Below are 17,891 nucleotides of genomic sequence, written 5' to 3' on the forward strand. Positions count from 1 at the left end.
CGGTATGTTTTAAAAATTAGTAATATACCAAATATCTATTCACAAATCTATCTTCAATTTGTTTTTGCTGTTAAAGGTAGAAATAATCTGATACAAGAATCTTTTAGAGAAGAATTACAAAAATATATTTTCCGGAATAATTGAAAACAAAGGACATAAACTGATTTCAATCTATGCAAATCCTGATCATATTCATATTTTCATCAGTCTGAAAAATCTAAATGTTGCTATTTCTCAATTGGTAAAAGAAATAAAAGTTTCATCTACCAATTTTATTAATGAAAAGAAATTTCTAAATATACCATTTTATTGGCAGTAAGGATATGGTTGTTTTTCTTATTTCAAAAGCCAAAAAGATGCTGTTGTTAATTATATAAAAAATCAAAAAGAGCATCACAAGAATAAAAGTTTTCGACAAGAATATTTAGAGTTCTTAAGAAAATTCGATATTAATTTTGATGAAAAATATGTGTTTGAATTTTATGATTAAAATGTAGATTTAGACATTGCGTTCCTACGGAACGCCTTTTTAATGGCAAACAATTTACTGTGCTACACACATTTGGTTCCTACGGAACCACCCATATCAAACAAATTTATCCTTTTAAAGCGGCGATTTCATCTCTTAATTTTGCAGCTTTTATAAAATCGAGATTTTTTGCTGCAGCTTCCATTTCTTTTTGCTTCTGAACAATGATTTTTTCTACATCTTCTGAAGAATAATTAGCTTTAGTTTCGGCAACTTTCTGTATAATTTCTTTTTGTGTGTATTTTTCGTCAGGGAAATCTTTGCTTCTTCCGACGAGATTTTCGGAGATTTTTTTATTTAAAGCAGTCGGAACTTTGCCGTGTTCTTCATTATGGGCAATCTGTTTTGCTCTACGGTATTCTGTTTCATCAAGAGCGGCTTGCATCGATTTTGTGATTTTATCGGCATACATAATGGCTCTTCCGTTGATATTTCTCGCAGCACGACCAACCGTCTGAATCATCGATCTTCGGCTTCTCAACATTCCTTCTTTATCGGCATCTAAAATCGCAACTAAAGAAACTTCAGGTAAATCTAAACCTTCTCTCAGTAAGTTTACTCCAATTAATACATCAAAAAGTCCGAGACGAAGATCTTGCATAATCTGAATACGTTCAAGCGTTTCAACATCAGAGTGGATATATCTCGTTCTGATCCCGAATTTTGTGAAATATTTGGTCAGTTCTTCCGCCATTTTTTTGGTCAGCGTTGTCACTAAAACTCTTTCGTCAATTTCTGCTCTTTTTCTGATTTCTTCAATCAAATCATCAATCTGATTTAATGAAGGTCTCACTTCAATAATTGGATCTAAAAGTCCGGTCGGTCGGATGATTTGTTCAATATATTCTCCGCCTGTTTTTTCCAATTCATAATCTGCTGGAGTTGCAGAAACATAAATAACCTGATTCTGAACTGCCTCAAATTCTTCAAATTTCAAAGGTCGGTTATCCATTGCAGCGGGAAGTCGGAAACCATATTCCACCAAAGCTTCCTTACGGCTTCTGTCGCCTCCATACATCGCATGAACTTGTGGAACCGTAACATGACTTTCATCGATTACCATTAAATAATCTTTCGGAAAATAATCTAAAAGACAGAAAGGTCGAGATCCAGGAACTCGTCCATCGAGATAACGAGAATAGTTTTCAATTCCGGAACAGTAACCTAGTTCTTTGATCATTTCAAGATCAAGCTCAGTTCTTTCCTGAAGTCTTTTTGCTTCTAAAGGTTTTTCAATGGATGAGAAAAAATCAACCTGTTTTACCAAATCATCCTGAATATCTCTGATTGCTCCGTTCAGTGTTTCTTTTGTTGTTACAAAAAGATTGGCAGGATAAATTTGAATCGATTCAAAATTTGAAGTTACATTTCCTGAAACGGAATCAAAACTCTGGATTTTTTCAATTTCATCTCCGAAAAACTGAATTCTAATTCCATTATCAGCATAAGCAGGATAAACATCAATCACATCCCCTTTTACACGAAACGTTCCTCTTTGAAACTCCCCCAAAGTTCTGGAATATAAAGCATTCACTAAAGAATGGAGTAGTGCTGTTCGTGTAGTTTTTTCTCCGATTTCAAGTGAGATTAAGGATTTATGAAATTCAGAAGGGTTTCCGACACCATAAATACATGAAACTGAGGCAACAATCAAAATATCTCTTCTTCCCGAAAGCAAACTTGCAATGGCGGAAAGTCGAAGTTTTTCAACCTCTTCGTTTATGCTTAAATCTTTCTCAATATAAGTTCCGGAACTTGCAATATAGGCTTCGGGTTGATAGTAATCATAGTAACTGACAAAATATTCAATCGCATTTTCGGGGTAAAATTCTTTAAACTCCATGAAAAGCTGGGCTGCCAAAGTTTTGTTGTGTGCTAAAACTAAAGTCGGCTTTTGTACATTATTCACGACATTGGCAATGGTAAAAGTTTTCCCTGAACCTGTAACCCCAAGCAAAGTCTGGTATTTTTCACCGATTTCTATTCCGGCAGTTAATTTTTCGATTGCTTTAGGCTGATCTCCCGTTGGTTGATATTCTGATTGAAGTTTGAATTGCATATAACAAATTTAGGAAATTAAAAATGTAGGGAAGTAGAGTAAGATCATAAATATTATTTCTGATTTTAATAAGTTTATCAAAATATATGATTAAAAAATAAAAAACCGCAAAGCATTCACTTTACGGTAGTTGTAATATCACTTGGTGAAATTATTATATTTATTGTGTTTTTTTGTAAGCCTCAAAATTCATTGTTAAAGGAATCTGATATCTGTATTTTATAGCTTTGCCATCTTTTTGTGCTGGTTTCCATACTGCATCTTGGTTTGCAAGTTTTACTACTCGTATTGCTTCGGTGTTGAATTTTTCATTTTCTCCTGTTGCATTAAAGTTATTTACTTTTCCATTTTCATCGACATTAAAATATATTACTGATTTTAAAGTGCCTTCATCTCCTTTCATTATCGAGCCATCAAAATTTGAAGCAACAAGACTTCTTAATTTATTTGCTCCACCAGGATATTCTGCAGGTGTAAGGTCTGTTGCTTCACTGGCATCTATGTTTTGTATTTTTTTGTCAACAGCTTTTGCTTCAATATTTTTTTTGATAGGAATGGTATCTTTTCCTTTTACAAAATTTTTAGCTTTGAAACCCATTAAAACTCTAGGTTCTTCTTTGCTGTATTTTTCATAGTATGCATTAGTCATCAAGTTTATCTGAAAAGGCTGTGGGTTTTTTAGACTGATTGCATTTTTATATCTTTTACTAACAGATTTTTGAGAGAAATCCGATGCCTTATAATTTTTTAGAAGAGAATTTCCAATTTTATTTTCATCAATCCAAACACCATATTTTGATGCATTTGAAAATTCCTTGAGATCATTTTCGCTTACAGGATTCTTATTTGATTTTTTAGTCTTTGTGAAAATAAATGGTAGCTCATCTTTTTGATGTTCAGAAAGTTGTGGATAAAGTTTCATCAATGTCTCTCTGTCTTCCTGACTGATTTTTCTGTCAAATTCTGCATACTTTTTATCCTTTAATAAAGCTTGATATTTGTTTAGGATTTTTTGAACTTCCCCGAAAGGATCGTTTGATAAAACTTTAGAAATAATATTATCTTTTTCAATGCTTAAAATTTCTGAACTTTCTTTCGCATAAGTCTTTTCAGCAAATACAATTGCCAATACCGCAAATGCAGGAATTGCAAGATATTTCTTAGCCTTCGCAAATTTTGAATTTTTACTTGTCATCATAATAAATCTTTTTTTAGTGTTATTAAAGTTAAATTGATGTATAAGAGCTAAATTTTGCTGCTTTAAAATCTCTTGTAAAATCAGTTCTTGATAATTTTTCACATTTTTACCCTCGAGAATTACGCTTTCATCGGCAATAAATTCATGATTATTGATCATCGCTTTTTTATAGAAATACATAAATGGATTGAACCAAAAGACAGCTTTTAAAATCTCTACAAAAAGAATATCAGCAGAATGTTTTTGCTTCACATGAATTTCTTCGTGAAGAAAAATGGCATTATCAATTTTTGAATCTTTAAAGTAATTTTCTGAGAGATAAATCGTATTCCAAAAGCTGAAAGGTGCAAGATTCTGCTTTAAAAGAAATATATTTCTGTTCTGATAAATGATTTTTCGTCCTTTTAATCTCTTAATTTTAAAAACTGAATAAACTATTTTTAAAAGTAGAATTGCTGTGATGATAAAGGATGCGATGATAAGAATTTCAGTAAAATCAAAACTTTCCTGCTGAACAATTGGAGCTTGTAAAATGGGCTGTTCAATTTCTCCTACAAAAACAGTTTCAGGAATTTCTTTTTCCACTTGTTTTGTTTCTATAGTAGCAAATGGAATTGAAAATGAAAAGATTAAAGCCGAAATCAGATAAAAACGATTGAATATAAAGGTTCTTTCTTTTGCCAGAAATAAATGATACAATCCCAACAAAACTCCTGAACAAAGGATTGTTTTTAGAATTATAGTTTCCATGATTACTTTTCTATTTCTTTATCAATAATATCACGAAGCTCTTTCAATTGTTTCTGCGAAAGCTTTGAATTAGAAGTAAAAAACGATGCAAACTGCGTCACAGAACTGTTAAAAAAACGGTCAATCATCGAAGTCATTTCTTCTTTGAAATATTCACCTTTGGCTACTTTCGGAAAGTATTCGCGTGAATTTCCATACAATGTAAAGCCTACCAAATCTTTATTCTGCATTCTTTTTAATAAAGTTGCAACGGTCGTTGCTGCAGGTTTGGGTTCGGCATAAGCTTCCAGAATATCTTTCATGAATGCTTTATCTTTTTCCCAAAGAATATCCATCAAAGTTTTTTCAGAATTGGTTAATTTTATCTCATTCATATTCTACAATGTTTAAATTTGTTCTACAAATGTAGAATAAAAATTTAACTGCACAAATTTTATGGCATTATTTTTCCACTTAAAAAGTAAACCAACTTTAAATATATTATGAATAAATTACTCTTACCCATTTTATTAGCTTCTGCAACGACGATTGTTTCGTGTCAGGGAAAAGGACAACCGAGTGAGCCATCTGCAAAAGAAGAAAAAGCAAATACCGATTACAAACCTGCTTTCGCTGGTCAAACCAGAGTTAAAGCTGTAAAAACAGAAACGCCTTATCATGTTGAAGTTTTAACTAAAGATTTAGGCAAACCTTGGGGAATTATCAATTTGCCCGATGGAAAGTTTTTAATTACTGAAAAATCAGGTTTTATGAATGTTGTTTCAGCCGACGGAAAACAAATTTCTAAAATTGGAGGTTTCCCAAAAGTAGATTCAAAAGGACAAGGAGGAATGCTTGATGTAGCGCTCGATCCTGACTTTAAAACAAACAATATCATCTATTTCTGCTATTCTGAACCTTATGAAGGCGGAAATCATACTGCTGTTGCAAAAGGAAAACTTTCTGCAGATATGAAGAGTATTTCTGAGGTAAAAGTGATTTTCCGTGCAACGCCAACCTATGACGGCGACAAGCATTATGGAAGCCGATTGGTTTTCGATAAAGATGGAAATCTTTTTGTGAGCACAGGTGAAAGATCAGATAAGGAAACCCGAGTTTATGCTCAGAAAACAGATAATTATTTAGGGAAAATTTTAAAAATCACTAAAGACGGAAAACCGGCAGCAGGAAATCCGTTTATTGGAAAAGATGGTTACAAACCTGAAATTTATGCTTTTGGAATTCGTAGTCCGCAAGGTCTGGCTTTAGATGAAAAAGGGCAGCTTTGGGATATTGAAATGGGACCTAGAGGAGGAGATGAAATTAATCTTATTCAACCTGGAAAAAATTATGGATGGGGCGATGTGACCTACGGAATTGAATATTCAGGAGAAAAAATCAATAACGGAACAACGCAAAAAGCAGGAACCGAACAACCTGTTTATTATTGGGATCCTGTAGTTTCTCCGAGTGGAGTAACATTTTACACCGGAAATATTGAAGAATGGAAAAATAATTTATTCATTGCTTGTTTGAGCGGGCAACATATCAACAGAATTGTGATGAAAGACAATAAAGTTGTAGGAGAAGAGCGCTTGCTTTTAGATCAAAAAGAAAGATTTCGTGATGTTTTAAGTGGAATGGATGGAAATCTTTATGGAATTACCGATAGCGGAAAATTATATAAAATTTCTAAAAAATAGTTTCAAAGGAGTCACGAAGTGACTAATTTCTAAAGGATAGGACTTAATCCTATCAATAAAAATAATCAAATCCTAAGAAATTCGGGAGCAAAATTTCAATTTTGCTCCCGAATTATAATTTCAACTAAATTTTCAATATCAGTAAAAATTTTCTATTCTTCTAAAATATTGTAATTTTGGAAATCTTGTCATGAACAGATAATTGCTAACGTTTAATTAAAAAAAGAAAAAGAAATGCATTGGCCAAAACTATCACCGGAAACCTTAAGGCAAACCGTATTTGATGCATTAGATAAGAATCTCAACTATTCTTCAGAGTCTATTCTTGGGCTTCCAGGAACTTTTTTAGACAGAAAGCAATTTCATGACTCAGATTTTTTGAAAGAAGCTGCTTTTCTTTCGGTTTTAGTAAATAATCCCAATCATATTGGTTGCCATACTTATACCGAAGGAGAAAACTATTTTTCCGGAACGCAAAAACTGGAAATTGATGTATTGAGAATTTGTGCTGAGGAAATTTTCGGAGCTGAAAAATCGGGATATGACGGTTATGTTGCGCCTGGAGGAACGGAAGCAAATATTCAGGCTCAATGGGTTTACCGAAATTATTTTGCTAAAAATCATAATGCGAAGCCCTCCGAAATAGCAGTTATATTTTCCGAAGATGCTCACTATTCGGTATATAAGGGAGCTAATCTACTTGGAATTACTCCGGTTTCAGTTAAAGTGAATTTTGATGACAGAAAGATTTTGCTTGAAGACCTTGAGCAAAAACTTAAAGAACTCTATGATAATGGCATTCGATATTTGATTATTCATTTGTCAATGGGAACAACGATGTTTGGAAGTGCAGATAATTCAAAGGCTGTTTTGGATGTTGTGAAAAAACATTTTACTCATTATTTTGTACACGTAGACGCTGCATTTGGAGGTTTTATTTATCCTTTTTCGTCTGATAAAAGAGATCTTACTTTTGAAAATCCTGAAATTAGTTCTGTTACAATAGATGGCCATAAAATGCTGCAGTCTCCTTATGGAACAGGTGTTTTCCTTTGCAGAAAAGGACTTATAGAATACACGCAGACTGAAGAGGCTTCTTACGTTTACGGATCAGACTTTACGCTTTGTGGAAGTCGTTCAGGAGCAAATGCAATTGCAATGTGGATGATTTTAATGATTCACGGATCTGAAGGTTGGTCTAAATTAATTCAAGGTCTTTTAGATATTACCAATCATTTATGTAATGATCTTGATGAGATGGGAGTGAAATATTACAGAAATCCGTCCATGAATATTGTTACGATTGTCTCAGAAGATATTTCAGAAAATCTTGCTAAAAAATATCATCTTGTAGCCGACAATTATCAAGACCCAAAATGGTGGAAAATTGTGACGATGGCACATGTAAATCAGGAAATGATAGATAACTTTTTGTCGGATTTGAAAAACGAAAGACAGTCGAAAATTGTAAATCCTGAATTAGTTTAATTTTCTGGATCAGGATTAAATAATCCGTTTTCATCAGAATGAAAACCGGCAACACCGCCGCTTACCGCAAACTTCATTGCTGTAGCTGCTGTCATTCCTACAACAGGTTTGATGTTTTTTTCTTCGGTAACAATCACCCAGCCAGAAATTGCGTAAGAATGCGGTAAATAAACTGCAACATAATTGTGTTTATCAACGGCTGCCATTTCTTTTTGGGTTAAAAATCCTATTCTCCAGATTTCTGGGTTTTCGTTGGTTTTTACCCAAACAGGATCGCTAAATTTTTTCTTATCACCAACAAACGAAGACATTACGTCTTTTGTAGGCGAATAAATATGCTTGATTCCCGGCGTTTTTTCTAAAAGTCTGTCAACTGCATCAACAAAGAATCTTCCGACAACAAATTTATTTCCTAAATAACCTAATAAAGCAGTTACAAATAGAGTTGAAATAAATACCAATCCCGGAATTTCTTTCGCAACCGACGGAATAATGTTATCTATAGAAGTGATTACAAACCAAATTACATAGATTGTTAACCCAATTGGACCAATAATAATCAACCCCTGAAAAAAGTTTTTCAAGAAGAAGTTGGTTATGTTTTCGAATGTTGGTTTCTTCAATTGACGCTAATTATCCGTGTATAGTTTCTTTATTTCCGTAAGATTTTATGATTTTTGCTTCATATTCCAGCCATTCTTCCCATCTCTTATTTACTTGTTCAGGATCGCCAAGTTCTCTTGCGAACCCAATAAAAGTGGTGTAATGATTAGCTTCAGAAATCATTAATTCTCTATAGAAATCTCTTAATTCTTCGTCTTTAATATTTTCGGTTAAAACTTTAAATCGCTCACAGCTTCTCGCTTCGATCATTGCTGCAAAAAGCATTTTGTCAACAATTAATGTGTCTCGATGACCACCTTTTTGGATGAAATTCACCAATTCATTCACGTAATCGTCTTTTCTGGTGCGACCAAATTTATAACCACGCTTTTTGATGATTTCAAGAACCTGTCCGAAATGTTCTAATTCTTCCTGAGCAATTGCCAAAAGTTCTGTTACAATATCGGGACGCTCCGGAAGCATGGTGATAAGACCAATCGCATTGGTTGCTGCTTTTTGTTCGCACCAAGCATGATCGGTTAAAATTTCCTGAATGTTGTCCTCTGCAATATTTGCCCACCTTGGATCGGTTGGGAGTTTCAACTTAAACATATGCTAAAAATTTCTGTAAATTTAGAATAATTTGGATTAAGATGGAAAAATTATTTGAACCGCTTCATGTTTCAAATTTGAAATAATTAAATTTGAAACATGAAGATAATTAATTGTTTAAGACTGATTAAGGTTTAGATCAATCTAAATTAAGCAATATGCTTTGATAATATCTTTAGATTTTTGCTTAATCCGCCTTTCAACTTTAAAATTCTTAACGAATTCAAGCTATCTTGAAGCAGTTTTCAATTTTAAAAATTCAAGAATTTTCCAGCCAAATGCATCAAATCTTTTCAAACCTGTAGCGATGATGAAGGCTAAGACAACATTAATAACATAAATTAAAATCATCAAAATCCACCAAGGCATTAACTCTTTCATTGGAACGACCAAGAAATAAACGAGTGACGAACTGATTCCTTGCCCAAAATAAAAGAAAATGGCGTTTTTTCCGATATGCGTGACGAAGCTTTCTTTGGTGATCTTTAATCGGTTATAAAAAACAAATAAAGTTGTCAACGAAAAAAGTGTCCAAATAATATAAGGGATTTTTGGAGGGAATTTTTGTTTGTTGATTTTAAAGAAAATTTCGTTTCCAAAATACCAAAACATCCACAGTAATGCAGCTGCAACCAACCCGTAAAGTACAGGAATCATTTTTGTCGGAATTGTTTTTCCTTTCAATCTGTTGGCAACCAGAAAAACGGTCATGTAAAAAGCGACGTAACCTACTTGTCCGTTAGGATAGATTTCCGGGAAAATATTAAATATTAAAGTTAAAGCGATACAAATTCCGATAAACCAATTGACGTGTTTCGGGAAAAATCTTAAAATTAAAACTCCGAAAACGGTTAAAATAAAATAGACTTTCAAATACCAAAAACTTCCCATGACAACCGGAAAAGTATCTGCATTTGAATACTCATGAAGATACCAATTCCCTAAATTCTGCCATTGCGGAACCGTTGAAATGCTTGTTGCAGCATATTTCGAACCGAAAGTAGAGTAGATTTTCTGTAACCATTCGAGTGAGAAAAAAGTAAGTCCGAAAATTTTAAAGAAATAATCTAAAAAGAAAAGCAACGTAACGAAGATCATATACGTTATTTGCAGTTTCAGTAATCTGTAAAATGTTTTTTCGATGTTTGAGCCTGAAGTAATTCCGCTTAAAGCGTAGAAAAGAGCAACATCAAATACCAATGAAAATACTCTGAGTTCCGGAATAATATAAAACTGTCCCGACCAAAATGCAGTATGGATAAATATAATGGAAAGCGTTGCCAATCCTTTCGCAAAATCAATGTAAAGATCTCTGTTCATGCTATTGAGGTAAATCTCTGGTTATTTTTTCTAATTTGTCATAATTAAAAAAATATAAACTTCCTTCCCATTCCGGTTTTGCTTTTTTTTCTATGCCCCGTAATTCGTTTGCAAAAAGTCTGTGATATCTTACTGAATACCAAGAATTGTACGAATCGTTATCAATGGAATATAGAGGTTGTTTAAAAACTTCTGAACGTTGTTCTATGGTTTTATTTAGGTGTGAATAGCCTTCCATCACAAGAAAAAGTTTGTAATTGTTTTCTTCTGCAAACCTTTCATAATTCGACATAGGAAGACAATATTGTGAAGTACATCCGTTTGTGAAAATATAAACTAATGATTTTGGATGTTTTGCTAATTCTGATTTAAGCTGTTGACCGTTTATTTTGTAAACGTGCTGAGTATCAGTTTTGTCAAAACTTTCTAAAGCAACAACTGTTGTTTTTTCTTTTTCTGAAAGTTTTTTATAGTCGTTGGTCACACCGTAGACAGTACATGATGTAAGCGATAAACAAAGTAAAATGCTTAAAATTATCTTCATTGTAAGTTTTTTCCAAAAGTACAAATAATACGGAACTAATTTAATTTCTATATTTGGAGAATTAATCACAAAATTATGAAGCATATTTTTAGCCTTGTTTTGACTGTTTTATTTTGTTTAAACTTTTCAGCGCAGGGAAATCGTTTCACTTACGAATATCAATTCAGGATTGATTCTACAAAAACTGACAGCCTGAAAAAAGAATTTGTAAATCTGGATATTTTCCCGACGAAATCTTATTTCTATGGTCAGGCGAGTTTTGCTAATGATTCTATAGTTAATAATTCGATTATTGAACAGAGAAAATCTACACCCAATCACATCAGTTTTTCTTCACACGCAGAAGATTGGAATATTTCTTATTTAATTGAAAAAGCATATCCAAGTTTTAAAACAACATGGTTTACCAATATTGAGCAAACCAATATGATTGTTGAAGAAACTCCGGTTTTTAAGTGGAATATTCTTCCTGAAACTCAGAAAATTGAAAATTACAATTGCCAGAAAGCAACTACAAATTTCGGTGGAAGAGTTTGGGAAGCATGGTTTTCAAAAGATTTGCCTTTTCCGGATGGCCCGTATAAATTTAATGGTTTGCCGGGATTAATTGTAAAACTAGAGGATAAAACAAAATCCCATCAATTTTTATTAAAAGGTAATAAGAAATTGAAAGCTGAAGATCATTCCTGGGACTATATTTTAGCATTACAAAAAGAGGCGGATCATGAATTTAAGGGTGTGAAAGTAAACCCTGCTCAATACAAAAAGCAATATATGTCTTATAAAAATGATCCTGCAAAAGATGTGAAATTAGATTTGGCAGATCCTCATACAACGATGACTGTAACTACAGAATCTGGAGCAAAACTGACAAGCAATGCAGAGGTTATTAAATACATGGAAGAATCGATGGGAAAAAAATATAAAACTAATAATAATCAACTTGAATTAAATTTACACAAAAAATAGAAAAATTCTCAAAATCATATTGTTACTATCAAAATAATCAGTACATTTGCACCTCGAATTAACTAAAAATTTATAGACAATGTTTGCAATTGTAGAAATAGCAGGGCTTCAATATAAAGTTGAGCAAGACCAGAAGTTGTTTGTGAACCGTTTGAAAGGAGATAAAGGAGGAAAAGTATCTTTCGATAAAATCTTACTTACTGTAAACGGAGCAATCACTGTAGGCGCCCCAGCTGTAAGCGGTATCACTGTAGAGGCAGAGATCCTTGACCACGTAAAAGCTGATAAAGTAATCATCTTCAAAAAGAAAAGAAGAAAAGGTTATGAAGTTAAAAATGGTCACAGACAATCTTTATCTCAAATCAAAATCACTGGTATTACAGGATTTGAAGGAAAAAAAGCAGAGAAGCCTGCTAAAAAAACAACTAAAAAAGCTGACGCTGCTGAAAGCGCAGAATAATTGTTAAACCAAAAAACCTTAGAATAAAATGGCACACAAGAAAGGAGTTGGTAGTTCCAAAAACGGTAGAGAATCTCATTCTAAAAGATTAGGTGTGAAGATTTTCGGTGGACAAGACGCTATTGCTGGTAACATTATTATCAGACAAAGAGGTACTCAACATCACCCAGGTGAAAATGTTGGTATGGGTAAAGATCACACTTTGCACGCTCTTGTTGACGGTAAAGTAGTTTTCAGAAAGAAAGCAAACAACAGATCTTACGTATCTATTGAGCCGAACGCATAATTAAAAAGCGTTCTATAAAAATAAAATCCTCAGCATTATTGTTGAGGATTTTTTGTGTTCTTATGAATCTGTAATAGATTTTTTTCTTGCAATTTGGATAAAAATAATATTTCTATAATTCCTATTGACCACCAAACAGGATATTTAAAGAGAAGATACCAAAGATTAAAGCTATCAACAATTGTAAATTTTTTATAAATGTTTTTAGTTTCGATTATGTTTGATGTATAAGGAATTAATATAAAGAAAAGTAAAAATATAGATATTTTCGTAAAACGATTTAGCTTAATTTTTTTTCTATTTCGAAATATATAAATATTGATTGCTAAGACTAAAATAAAGAATACAATGTCATAATATGTAAACGACATAAAAGGTTCCGCTGGTTCATTAAAGAAATACATTGTTGAGAAATCTTAAAATCCAAACTGGAAACCTGCTTTAATTCCAAACTTAGAAACATCTTGTCTGTCTAGATAATTTCCTCTCCAGTTGAAATCTACACGGAAAATTCTGATATTTCCAAAACCAATATTTTCAATACCAAAACCATATTCGTAATAAATTTGCTGATCCGGAGCTGAATATTTTAAATTGTCGACGTTAATATTTTTAGAATCATCACTCAAAGAACCATAAGCTCCTCTGATAAAGGCAACCTCTCTTAATTTCAACTTTTTAATTAAAGGAATAAAAGAAAGAATCTTACCATTAAAATGATGCTCAATATGCATTGTTGAATAGGTATCTGCTACAAATTCATAATAATTTAATTGAGCAAAAGTGTTCGGAACCAAACCATACGACTGGTTTCCGGGAATAATGTTCTGTAAAGCTAATGGAACTGTATCAAAGTTTTTCCCTGCTTCAAAGCTGAATAAAGTTCTACCCCAGCTTCCCAAAAGAATCGGTTTGTAGAACATAAACTGCAGCTTGTTATAATTAAAATCAGCATTGAATAAGCCTTCAATTCCTCTCGTGTATTTTAAAACAATTGTTGGAGCTAAAGTTCCATGTTCATATCGGTCAACTCCGGTTTGAGAGAATTTTGCGCCCGGTCTTGCAATTAAACTGAATGTTACGTGAGAATCATTCGTTGTTTTTCTCAAATTTCCATTTTGATAATACATCAAATTAAAGCCATCAGGATTAGCGGATTTAATACTTTGCATCGTTCCGTCAACTCTTATTTGAAAGTTTTTCCAGGGCTCGATTGATGTAAAAACACTGGTTTGGTTAACTGAACTTAAAGATGCATTTTCTCCTCTCGCAAAAACCGTTGAAGAGGCAAATGAACGTGATAAAATTCCGTCTTCAGTTGTTAATTGTACTCCAAGCTGCGTGATGTCTCTTTTTGTTCCGGCTCCAACCATAAAACGGTTCACTCGGTTAAACATATAACGTCCTTCAACTCCATATTTGAATTGATGGTCTTTAAAGCCGTAAGCGTTGTAAAATTCAACTCTCCAAGGGTCATTTTGGGTAAAATAAGTTCTGGCTCCCAATCTGATTCTATCGCCTTCTACTTCGTTTTTGCCGTAGATTGAAGTAATTGGTCCTAAATCGATTCCTTTTGTAACGTTGTAATATCTTGAAGCTAGTGTTTCGGTAAGCTTTATAATTCTGTTGAATTTCGGAGTATGTTGAAGTTTATCGAGCATTTCGTAAACTCCTTGTTCTTGTTTTGAAAGAGAATCTGGTCTTGCTGTTGCCCAAAAAGCTTCATCTTTTTCTACAAAACTGTCGTCATATTCCTCTTTTTTCCTTGTGAAAATAGAGTCTGCTAAAGGTCTGTTGAAATCATATTCCGAGTAATCTACAGATCGTTTGGCGATAATACTTTTTGCACTTTTCTTTTTTGCAAAAGGAGTCATTTCAATTTCTGTAACGAATTTTTTTGGGAGAAAAGTTTCATTATCCGGATTATCGTATTCCAATTCGGTAGAAATTGCATTGATGAAATTGACGTTGATCTTATTTGTAGACTTTAATGTAGCACCTAAAACTGCATAAGAATCGGTGTCAATGTAAAGATACCCCTGAAAAGCTAAAACTTCTGTTCTTCGTGGTTGATATCTTATTTTGTAAGCATTTTCTCCATTTACAGCAATTGTATCTACTAAATTATAATCATACGTACTAAAACCATCAGTTCCGACTGGACTTGGAAATCCAATGTCGAAATAGTTTAAAGTATTGTCGTAAATATTAATATCTCGGTATAAATTCTTTGCCGTAAGCGTAATGACTTGGTTATCCTGAAAACCTGACGTTTTCTGAGCAACTAACAGTTTTTTACTTTTTTTGTTGGGTTTGTTTTCTCCGAAGTTTTTATAAATTGATTCATTTAAGAAAATTGGGAGAGCCATTTTACCACTTGCAGTAGAATCAGCATAATCAAAGATAAAATCAAGTTTATTGAAGATTTTACGATTCATAAATGCGCTGTCGAGATTATTGGCATCAAACTGAATCTTTTCGTATTCTTTGAAAGTATAAGTATCAAATTTTTCTAAACCGTTATTTCTTTTACGCTTCCAGACTTCCTGCATAATTCGGTAAGCAGGGTTTTCTTTTTTGCTTTTGTATTTGGTTTTTTCGTTGTGAATCACAACTTCTTCAATGCTGCTTACTTTTTCCTGAGAAAGTTTTATAACTAAATTATTTGCGTTGTCAACTGAAATATCAACGGTTTCAAAAGCGTAGTTTTTTCGTGTAAATTTTAACTTGTAAATAATCGAATCAGATTGTACGCTGAAATTCCCTGTAGTGGTTGTTAATGCAGCTTTATTGCTGTCATTAATGAAAACTTCAACGCCTGAAATTTCTTTATTGGTTTTTTCGTCTATAATTTTACCGTTTGCTGCGTTTTGTGCATAAGATAATCCTGAAAATAGGAGACAAATATATAGGAAACAGTATTTTAATTGGTTGGTTGACATCATTCGTTTCTTCGAGCATTTAGCTTAAACAAAAAGTGTGCTGATTATTTCAAATTATGAAATGTTTTCATAGATTTTTACCATCGGTCACAAAACTGCAAAGGTAACGAAAATAAACCTACGAATATTGCGCTGAGATAGCACTTGGTTTAGAAAAATGATAATTGTGAGATTATTGAAAAATAAAACATATTAAAATCAAAAAAGACTTACAATAATGTAAGTTTTTTTCTCCTCCTCTTGGATCCCGCAAGTGCGGGGGACCCTCTGATTAATCCCGAAAGTTCGGGACTCTAACCAACTGAGCTAATATTCCTGATAATTGAAAGTTTGTATCGCACAGCGTCTCAAGTAATTTTCTTGATTTTTGCTTTTTAATAAACCGTTCAATTATAATGGCAATTGTTTTATCTTCTGAAACCTCAAAAAGTGCAACCATTTTCCAGGGTCTGAATTTACGTGTAAAAGTATTAAAGTTTTCTTGCTCGTTATGTTTCAAAAGTCTTTCTTTCGGAGATTGGGTATATCCGATGTAAAATTTATCTGCTGCTTCTGAAAATAAGAATATAAATGTAATGCATGCGAAAACCAGGATCATTAAAATCAAAAAAGACCTACAATAATGTAAGTCTTTTTTGCTCCTCCTCTTGGGCTCGAACCAAGGACCCTCTGATTAACAGTCAGATGCTCTAACCAACTGAGCTAAGGAGGAATGTTCCTCTTTTAAGGTGCTGCAAAGATAATATGAAAAATAATATCAAGCAAATATTTTTTTATCAAAATTACCCGAAAAGTGCTATCGGATTATATTTCAGGAATTTAAATTTTAAAATAATTTGAAACAGGAAGGTATTAAAATCAAAAAAGACCTACAATAATGTAAGTCTTTTTTGCTCCTCCTCTTGGGCTCGAACCAAGGACCCTCTGATTAACAGTCAGATGCTCTAACCAACTGAGCTAAGGAGGAATGTTCCTCTTTTAGAGTGGTGCAAATATAATACTGATATTTAAACCACGCAAGTTTTTTATTTATTTTTTTAAATAAAATTAAAATTTATTGGTAATAATTTTAAATATGTCTGCTCCAAAAATCAGTAACATTAAGCCTAACAGGAAGATAACTCCAACCATTTGTGCGTTTTCTAAAACTTTTTGCGGGACAGGTTTTCCTACGATCATTTCATATAATGTGAAAATAACGTGACCTCCATCTAATCCGGGAATAGGAATTAAGTTTAAGAATGCTAACCAAACCGAAAACATTGCCGTAAAACTCCAGAAAGCAGTCCAGTCTATAGATACACTTCCGTCTTGAGCTTTGTCAACTGGCATGTTTTTAATGATAGCTAAAGGACCGCCAACTTTTTTATACCCCTGAACTTTTGAGTTGAAGATGAGTTTAAATTGCTTAATCTGGTAAGTTAAACTTTCAATTGTCAAAGTGAATCCTCTTTTTATAGATCCTCCAAAATTATAGTCAATATGATTATTAAACTTATCAAGTTGTTTAGTAGCATTAATTCCGATAGCTCCTTCTTTAGAGACAGGCATTTTTAAATCTAAAATTTCAGCATTTCTGGAAACTTTCAGATCAATTGTTTTCCCGGCAAAAGGAACTACAATGGGTCTTACCTCATCAAAAAAAGTGATTGGTTTATTATTAACAGCAAGAATTTTGTCTCCAACTTTTAAACCTGCGTCAGATGCTTCTTTGAAAGCTATAGTGTCAATTACAGGAATTAGTCTCGGTGTTAAAAATGATTTTGGTTCAGGATCGTTGAATGCCAAAGCTTTTCCGTCGTCATTTGTGTGGAAAGTAACTTCCTTTCCGCCTCTTTCAACCGTGATTTCGTCACTTAATAAGATATCGAGAGCAAGTTTTTTAAAGTCTTTCTGAGTTTTTCCGTCAACTTTTAAAATTTTATCACCATCCTGGAAGCCCATTTTCTTTGCTGCTTCTGTATAATGAAGTGGAGTAGTCATTCTTTCAGCCTCAAAAATGTTTTCGCCATTGTTTCCAATAAGGCATGAGTAAATTAACCAAGCCAAAAAGAAGTTCACAGTAACACCACCCAACATGATAATCAATCTTTGCCAAGCCGGTTTAGCTCTAAATTCCCAAGGTTGTGCAGGTTGTTTTAATTGTTCGGTATCCATGCTTTCGTCAACCATTCCGGCAATTTTCACATAACCTCCGAAAGGAAGCCATCCGATACCATATTCGGTTTCGCCAATCTTCTTTTTAACTAAAGAAAAATAAGGGTCGAAAAAGAGATAAAATTTTTCTACTTTGGTTTTGAAATATTTTGCGGGTAAGAAATGCCCAAGCTCGTGAAGAATTACTAAGATAGAGATGCTCAATATAAATTGAAAGATCTTGATTGCTAATTCCATTAATTGTTTTTAGATTATAATTTGCAAAGGTAACAATTATCAAAAGGATGCCAAA

The 17,891-nt window shown here is 33.0% G+C and carries 14 protein-coding genes, 2 tRNA genes and 2 pseudogenes; 6 read left to right on the forward strand and 12 right to left on the reverse strand.

Features of this window, described 5'->3' with window-relative positions; all coding sequences use genetic code 11:
- Nucleotides 1-24: 24 nt before the first annotated feature.
- A pseudogene (gene tnpA / locus OF897_RS21745) lies at nucleotides 25-490 on the forward strand (IS200/IS605 family transposase).
- A 106-nt stretch (nucleotides 491-596) separates the two neighbouring features.
- Here the strand turns inward: tnpA and uvrB are convergent.
- The 3 genes from uvrB to OF897_RS02420 all read right to left on the reverse strand — a co-directional run bounded on the left by uvrB (nucleotide 597) and on the right by OF897_RS02420 (nucleotide 4,910).
- The gene (gene uvrB, locus OF897_RS02410) at nucleotides 597-2,588 is read right to left on the reverse strand and encodes an excinuclease ABC subunit UvrB (protein WP_267264090.1); all 1,992 of its coding nucleotides are present in this window, start codon (nucleotides 2,586-2,588) and stop codon (nucleotides 597-599) included.
- Nucleotides 2,589-2,748: 160 nt separating this feature from the next.
- On the reverse strand, nucleotides 2,749-4,536 hold the full coding sequence (locus OF897_RS02415) for a M56 family metallopeptidase (RefSeq protein ID WP_267264091.1): 1,788 nt from the start codon (nucleotides 4,534-4,536) through the stop codon (nucleotides 2,749-2,751).
- 2 nt (nucleotides 4,537-4,538) lie between these two features.
- Nucleotides 4,539-4,910 (reverse strand): BlaI/MecI/CopY family transcriptional regulator, encoded by a 372-nt coding sequence (locus OF897_RS02420; protein WP_267264092.1) that lies wholly within the window; start codon nucleotides 4,908-4,910, stop codon nucleotides 4,539-4,541.
- Between the two features lie 108 nt (nucleotides 4,911-5,018).
- Here OF897_RS02420 and OF897_RS02425 point away from each other — a divergent pair, with 108 nt between their 5' ends.
- Nucleotides 5,019-6,218 carry a PQQ-dependent sugar dehydrogenase gene (locus OF897_RS02425; protein WP_267264093.1) on the forward strand — a complete coding sequence of 400 codons (1,200 nt, stop codon included), beginning with the start codon at nucleotides 5,019-5,021 and terminating at the stop codon, nucleotides 6,216-6,218.
- Between the two features lie 234 nt (nucleotides 6,219-6,452).
- Complete coding sequence (locus OF897_RS02430; protein ID WP_267264094.1) at nucleotides 6,453-7,706, forward strand: pyridoxal-dependent decarboxylase; 1,254 nt, start codon at nucleotides 6,453-6,455, stop codon at nucleotides 7,704-7,706.
- On the opposite strand, the gene OF897_RS02435 is transcribed toward OF897_RS02430, so the two are convergent.
- From OF897_RS02435 to OF897_RS02450, 4 genes are all read right to left on the reverse strand, one after another.
- Nucleotides 7,703-8,329, reverse strand: coding sequence for a DUF502 domain-containing protein (locus OF897_RS02435; protein ID WP_267264095.1), 627 nt, complete (start codon nucleotides 8,327-8,329; stop codon nucleotides 7,703-7,705). The two genes, OF897_RS02430 and OF897_RS02435, sit on opposite strands and share 4 nt — an antisense overlap.
- A 10-nt stretch (nucleotides 8,330-8,339) precedes the next feature.
- Nucleotides 8,340-8,921 (reverse strand): tRNA-(ms[2]io[6]A)-hydroxylase, encoded by a 582-nt coding sequence (miaE, locus tag OF897_RS02440; RefSeq protein WP_267264096.1) that lies wholly within the window; start codon nucleotides 8,919-8,921, stop codon nucleotides 8,340-8,342.
- 228 nt (nucleotides 8,922-9,149) lie between these two features.
- On the reverse strand, nucleotides 9,150-10,241 hold the full coding sequence (locus tag OF897_RS02445) for an acyltransferase family protein (RefSeq protein ID WP_267264097.1): 1,092 nt from the start codon (nucleotides 10,239-10,241) through the stop codon (nucleotides 9,150-9,152).
- Nucleotide 10,242: 1 nt separating this feature from the next.
- Nucleotides 10,243-10,785: a hypothetical protein gene (locus tag OF897_RS02450; protein WP_267264098.1), complete on the reverse strand. Its 543-nt coding sequence runs from the start codon at nucleotides 10,783-10,785 to the stop codon at nucleotides 10,243-10,245.
- A gap of 75 nt (nucleotides 10,786-10,860) precedes the next feature.
- Here OF897_RS02450 and OF897_RS02455 point away from each other — a divergent pair, with 75 nt between their 5' ends.
- The 3 genes and pseudogenes from OF897_RS02455 (at nucleotide 10,861) to rpmA (ending at nucleotide 12,500) form a co-directional block, all read left to right on the forward strand.
- Nucleotides 10,861-11,754: a GLPGLI family protein gene (locus tag OF897_RS02455; protein ID WP_267264099.1), complete on the forward strand. Its 894-nt coding sequence runs from the start codon at nucleotides 10,861-10,863 to the stop codon at nucleotides 11,752-11,754.
- Nucleotides 11,755-11,833: 79 nt separating this feature from the next.
- Nucleotides 11,834-12,211: pseudogene (gene rplU, locus OF897_RS02460) on the forward strand (50S ribosomal protein L21); the annotation flags it as partial.
- A 31-nt stretch (nucleotides 12,212-12,242) separates the two neighbouring features.
- On the forward strand, nucleotides 12,243-12,500 hold the full coding sequence (gene rpmA, locus OF897_RS02465) for a 50S ribosomal protein L27 (protein WP_034677604.1): 258 nt from the start codon (nucleotides 12,243-12,245) through the stop codon (nucleotides 12,498-12,500).
- 416 nt (nucleotides 12,501-12,916) lie between these two features.
- Here the strand turns inward: rpmA and OF897_RS02470 are convergent, their stop codons facing one another.
- The 5 genes from OF897_RS02470 to rseP form a co-directional block, all read right to left on the reverse strand.
- Complete coding sequence (locus OF897_RS02470) at nucleotides 12,917-15,445, reverse strand: DUF5686 family protein (RefSeq protein ID WP_267264101.1); 2,529 nt, start codon at nucleotides 15,443-15,445, stop codon at nucleotides 12,917-12,919.
- Nucleotides 15,446-15,713: 268 nt separating this feature from the next.
- On the reverse strand, nucleotides 15,714-16,040 hold the full coding sequence (locus OF897_RS02475; protein WP_267264102.1) for a GIY-YIG nuclease family protein: 327 nt from the start codon (nucleotides 16,038-16,040) through the stop codon (nucleotides 15,714-15,716).
- Nucleotides 16,041-16,080: 40 nt separating this feature from the next.
- Nucleotides 16,081-16,154: transfer RNA gene (locus OF897_RS02480), tRNA-Asn, on the reverse strand.
- A 181-nt stretch (nucleotides 16,155-16,335) separates the two neighbouring features.
- Nucleotides 16,336-16,409, reverse strand: a tRNA-Asn gene (locus OF897_RS02485).
- An 80-nt stretch (nucleotides 16,410-16,489) separates the two neighbouring features.
- Nucleotides 16,490-17,836: an RIP metalloprotease RseP gene (gene rseP, locus OF897_RS02490; protein WP_267264103.1), complete on the reverse strand. Its 1,347-nt coding sequence runs from the start codon at nucleotides 17,834-17,836 to the stop codon at nucleotides 16,490-16,492.
- Nucleotides 17,837-17,891 lie beyond the last annotated feature (55 nt).

Origin of the sequence: Chryseobacterium formosum (assembly GCF_026460885.1) — a bacterium.
Classification (GTDB): domain Bacteria; phylum Bacteroidota; class Bacteroidia; order Flavobacteriales; family Weeksellaceae; genus Chryseobacterium; species Chryseobacterium formosus.

Coding starts and splice junctions, on each gene's coding strand:
- miaE (WP_267264096.1), bottom strand. CDS start 8,921: ATGTTTAAGTTGAAACTCCCAACCGATCCAAGGTGGGCAAATATTGCA.
- OF897_RS02450 (WP_267264098.1), bottom strand. CDS start 10,785: ATGAAGATAATTTTAAGCATTTTACTTTGTTTATCGCTTACATCATGT.
- OF897_RS02420 (WP_267264092.1), bottom strand. CDS start 4,910: ATGAATGAGATAAAATTAACCAATTCTGAAAAAACTTTGATGGATATT.
- rseP (WP_267264103.1), bottom strand. CDS start 17,836: ATGGAATTAGCAATCAAGATCTTTCAATTTATATTGAGCATCTCTATC.
- OF897_RS02430 (WP_267264094.1), top strand. CDS start 6,453: ATGCATTGGCCAAAACTATCACCGGAAACCTTAAGGCAAACCGTATTT.
- OF897_RS02455 (WP_267264099.1), top strand. CDS start 10,861: ATGAAGCATATTTTTAGCCTTGTTTTGACTGTTTTATTTTGTTTAAAC.
- OF897_RS02425 (WP_267264093.1), top strand. CDS start 5,019: ATGAATAAATTACTCTTACCCATTTTATTAGCTTCTGCAACGACGATT.
- OF897_RS02445 (WP_267264097.1), bottom strand. CDS start 10,241: ATGAACAGAGATCTTTACATTGATTTTGCGAAAGGATTGGCAACGCTT.
- uvrB (WP_267264090.1), bottom strand. CDS start 2,588: ATGCAATTCAAACTTCAATCAGAATATCAACCAACGGGAGATCAGCCT.
- OF897_RS02470 (WP_267264101.1), bottom strand. CDS start 15,445: ATGATGTCAACCAACCAATTAAAATACTGTTTCCTATATATTTGTCTC.
- rpmA (WP_034677604.1), top strand. CDS start 12,243: ATGGCACACAAGAAAGGAGTTGGTAGTTCCAAAAACGGTAGAGAATCT.
- OF897_RS02475 (WP_267264102.1), bottom strand. CDS start 16,040: ATGATCCTGGTTTTCGCATGCATTACATTTATATTCTTATTTTCAGAA.
- OF897_RS02415 (WP_267264091.1), bottom strand. CDS start 4,536: ATGGAAACTATAATTCTAAAAACAATCCTTTGTTCAGGAGTTTTGTTG.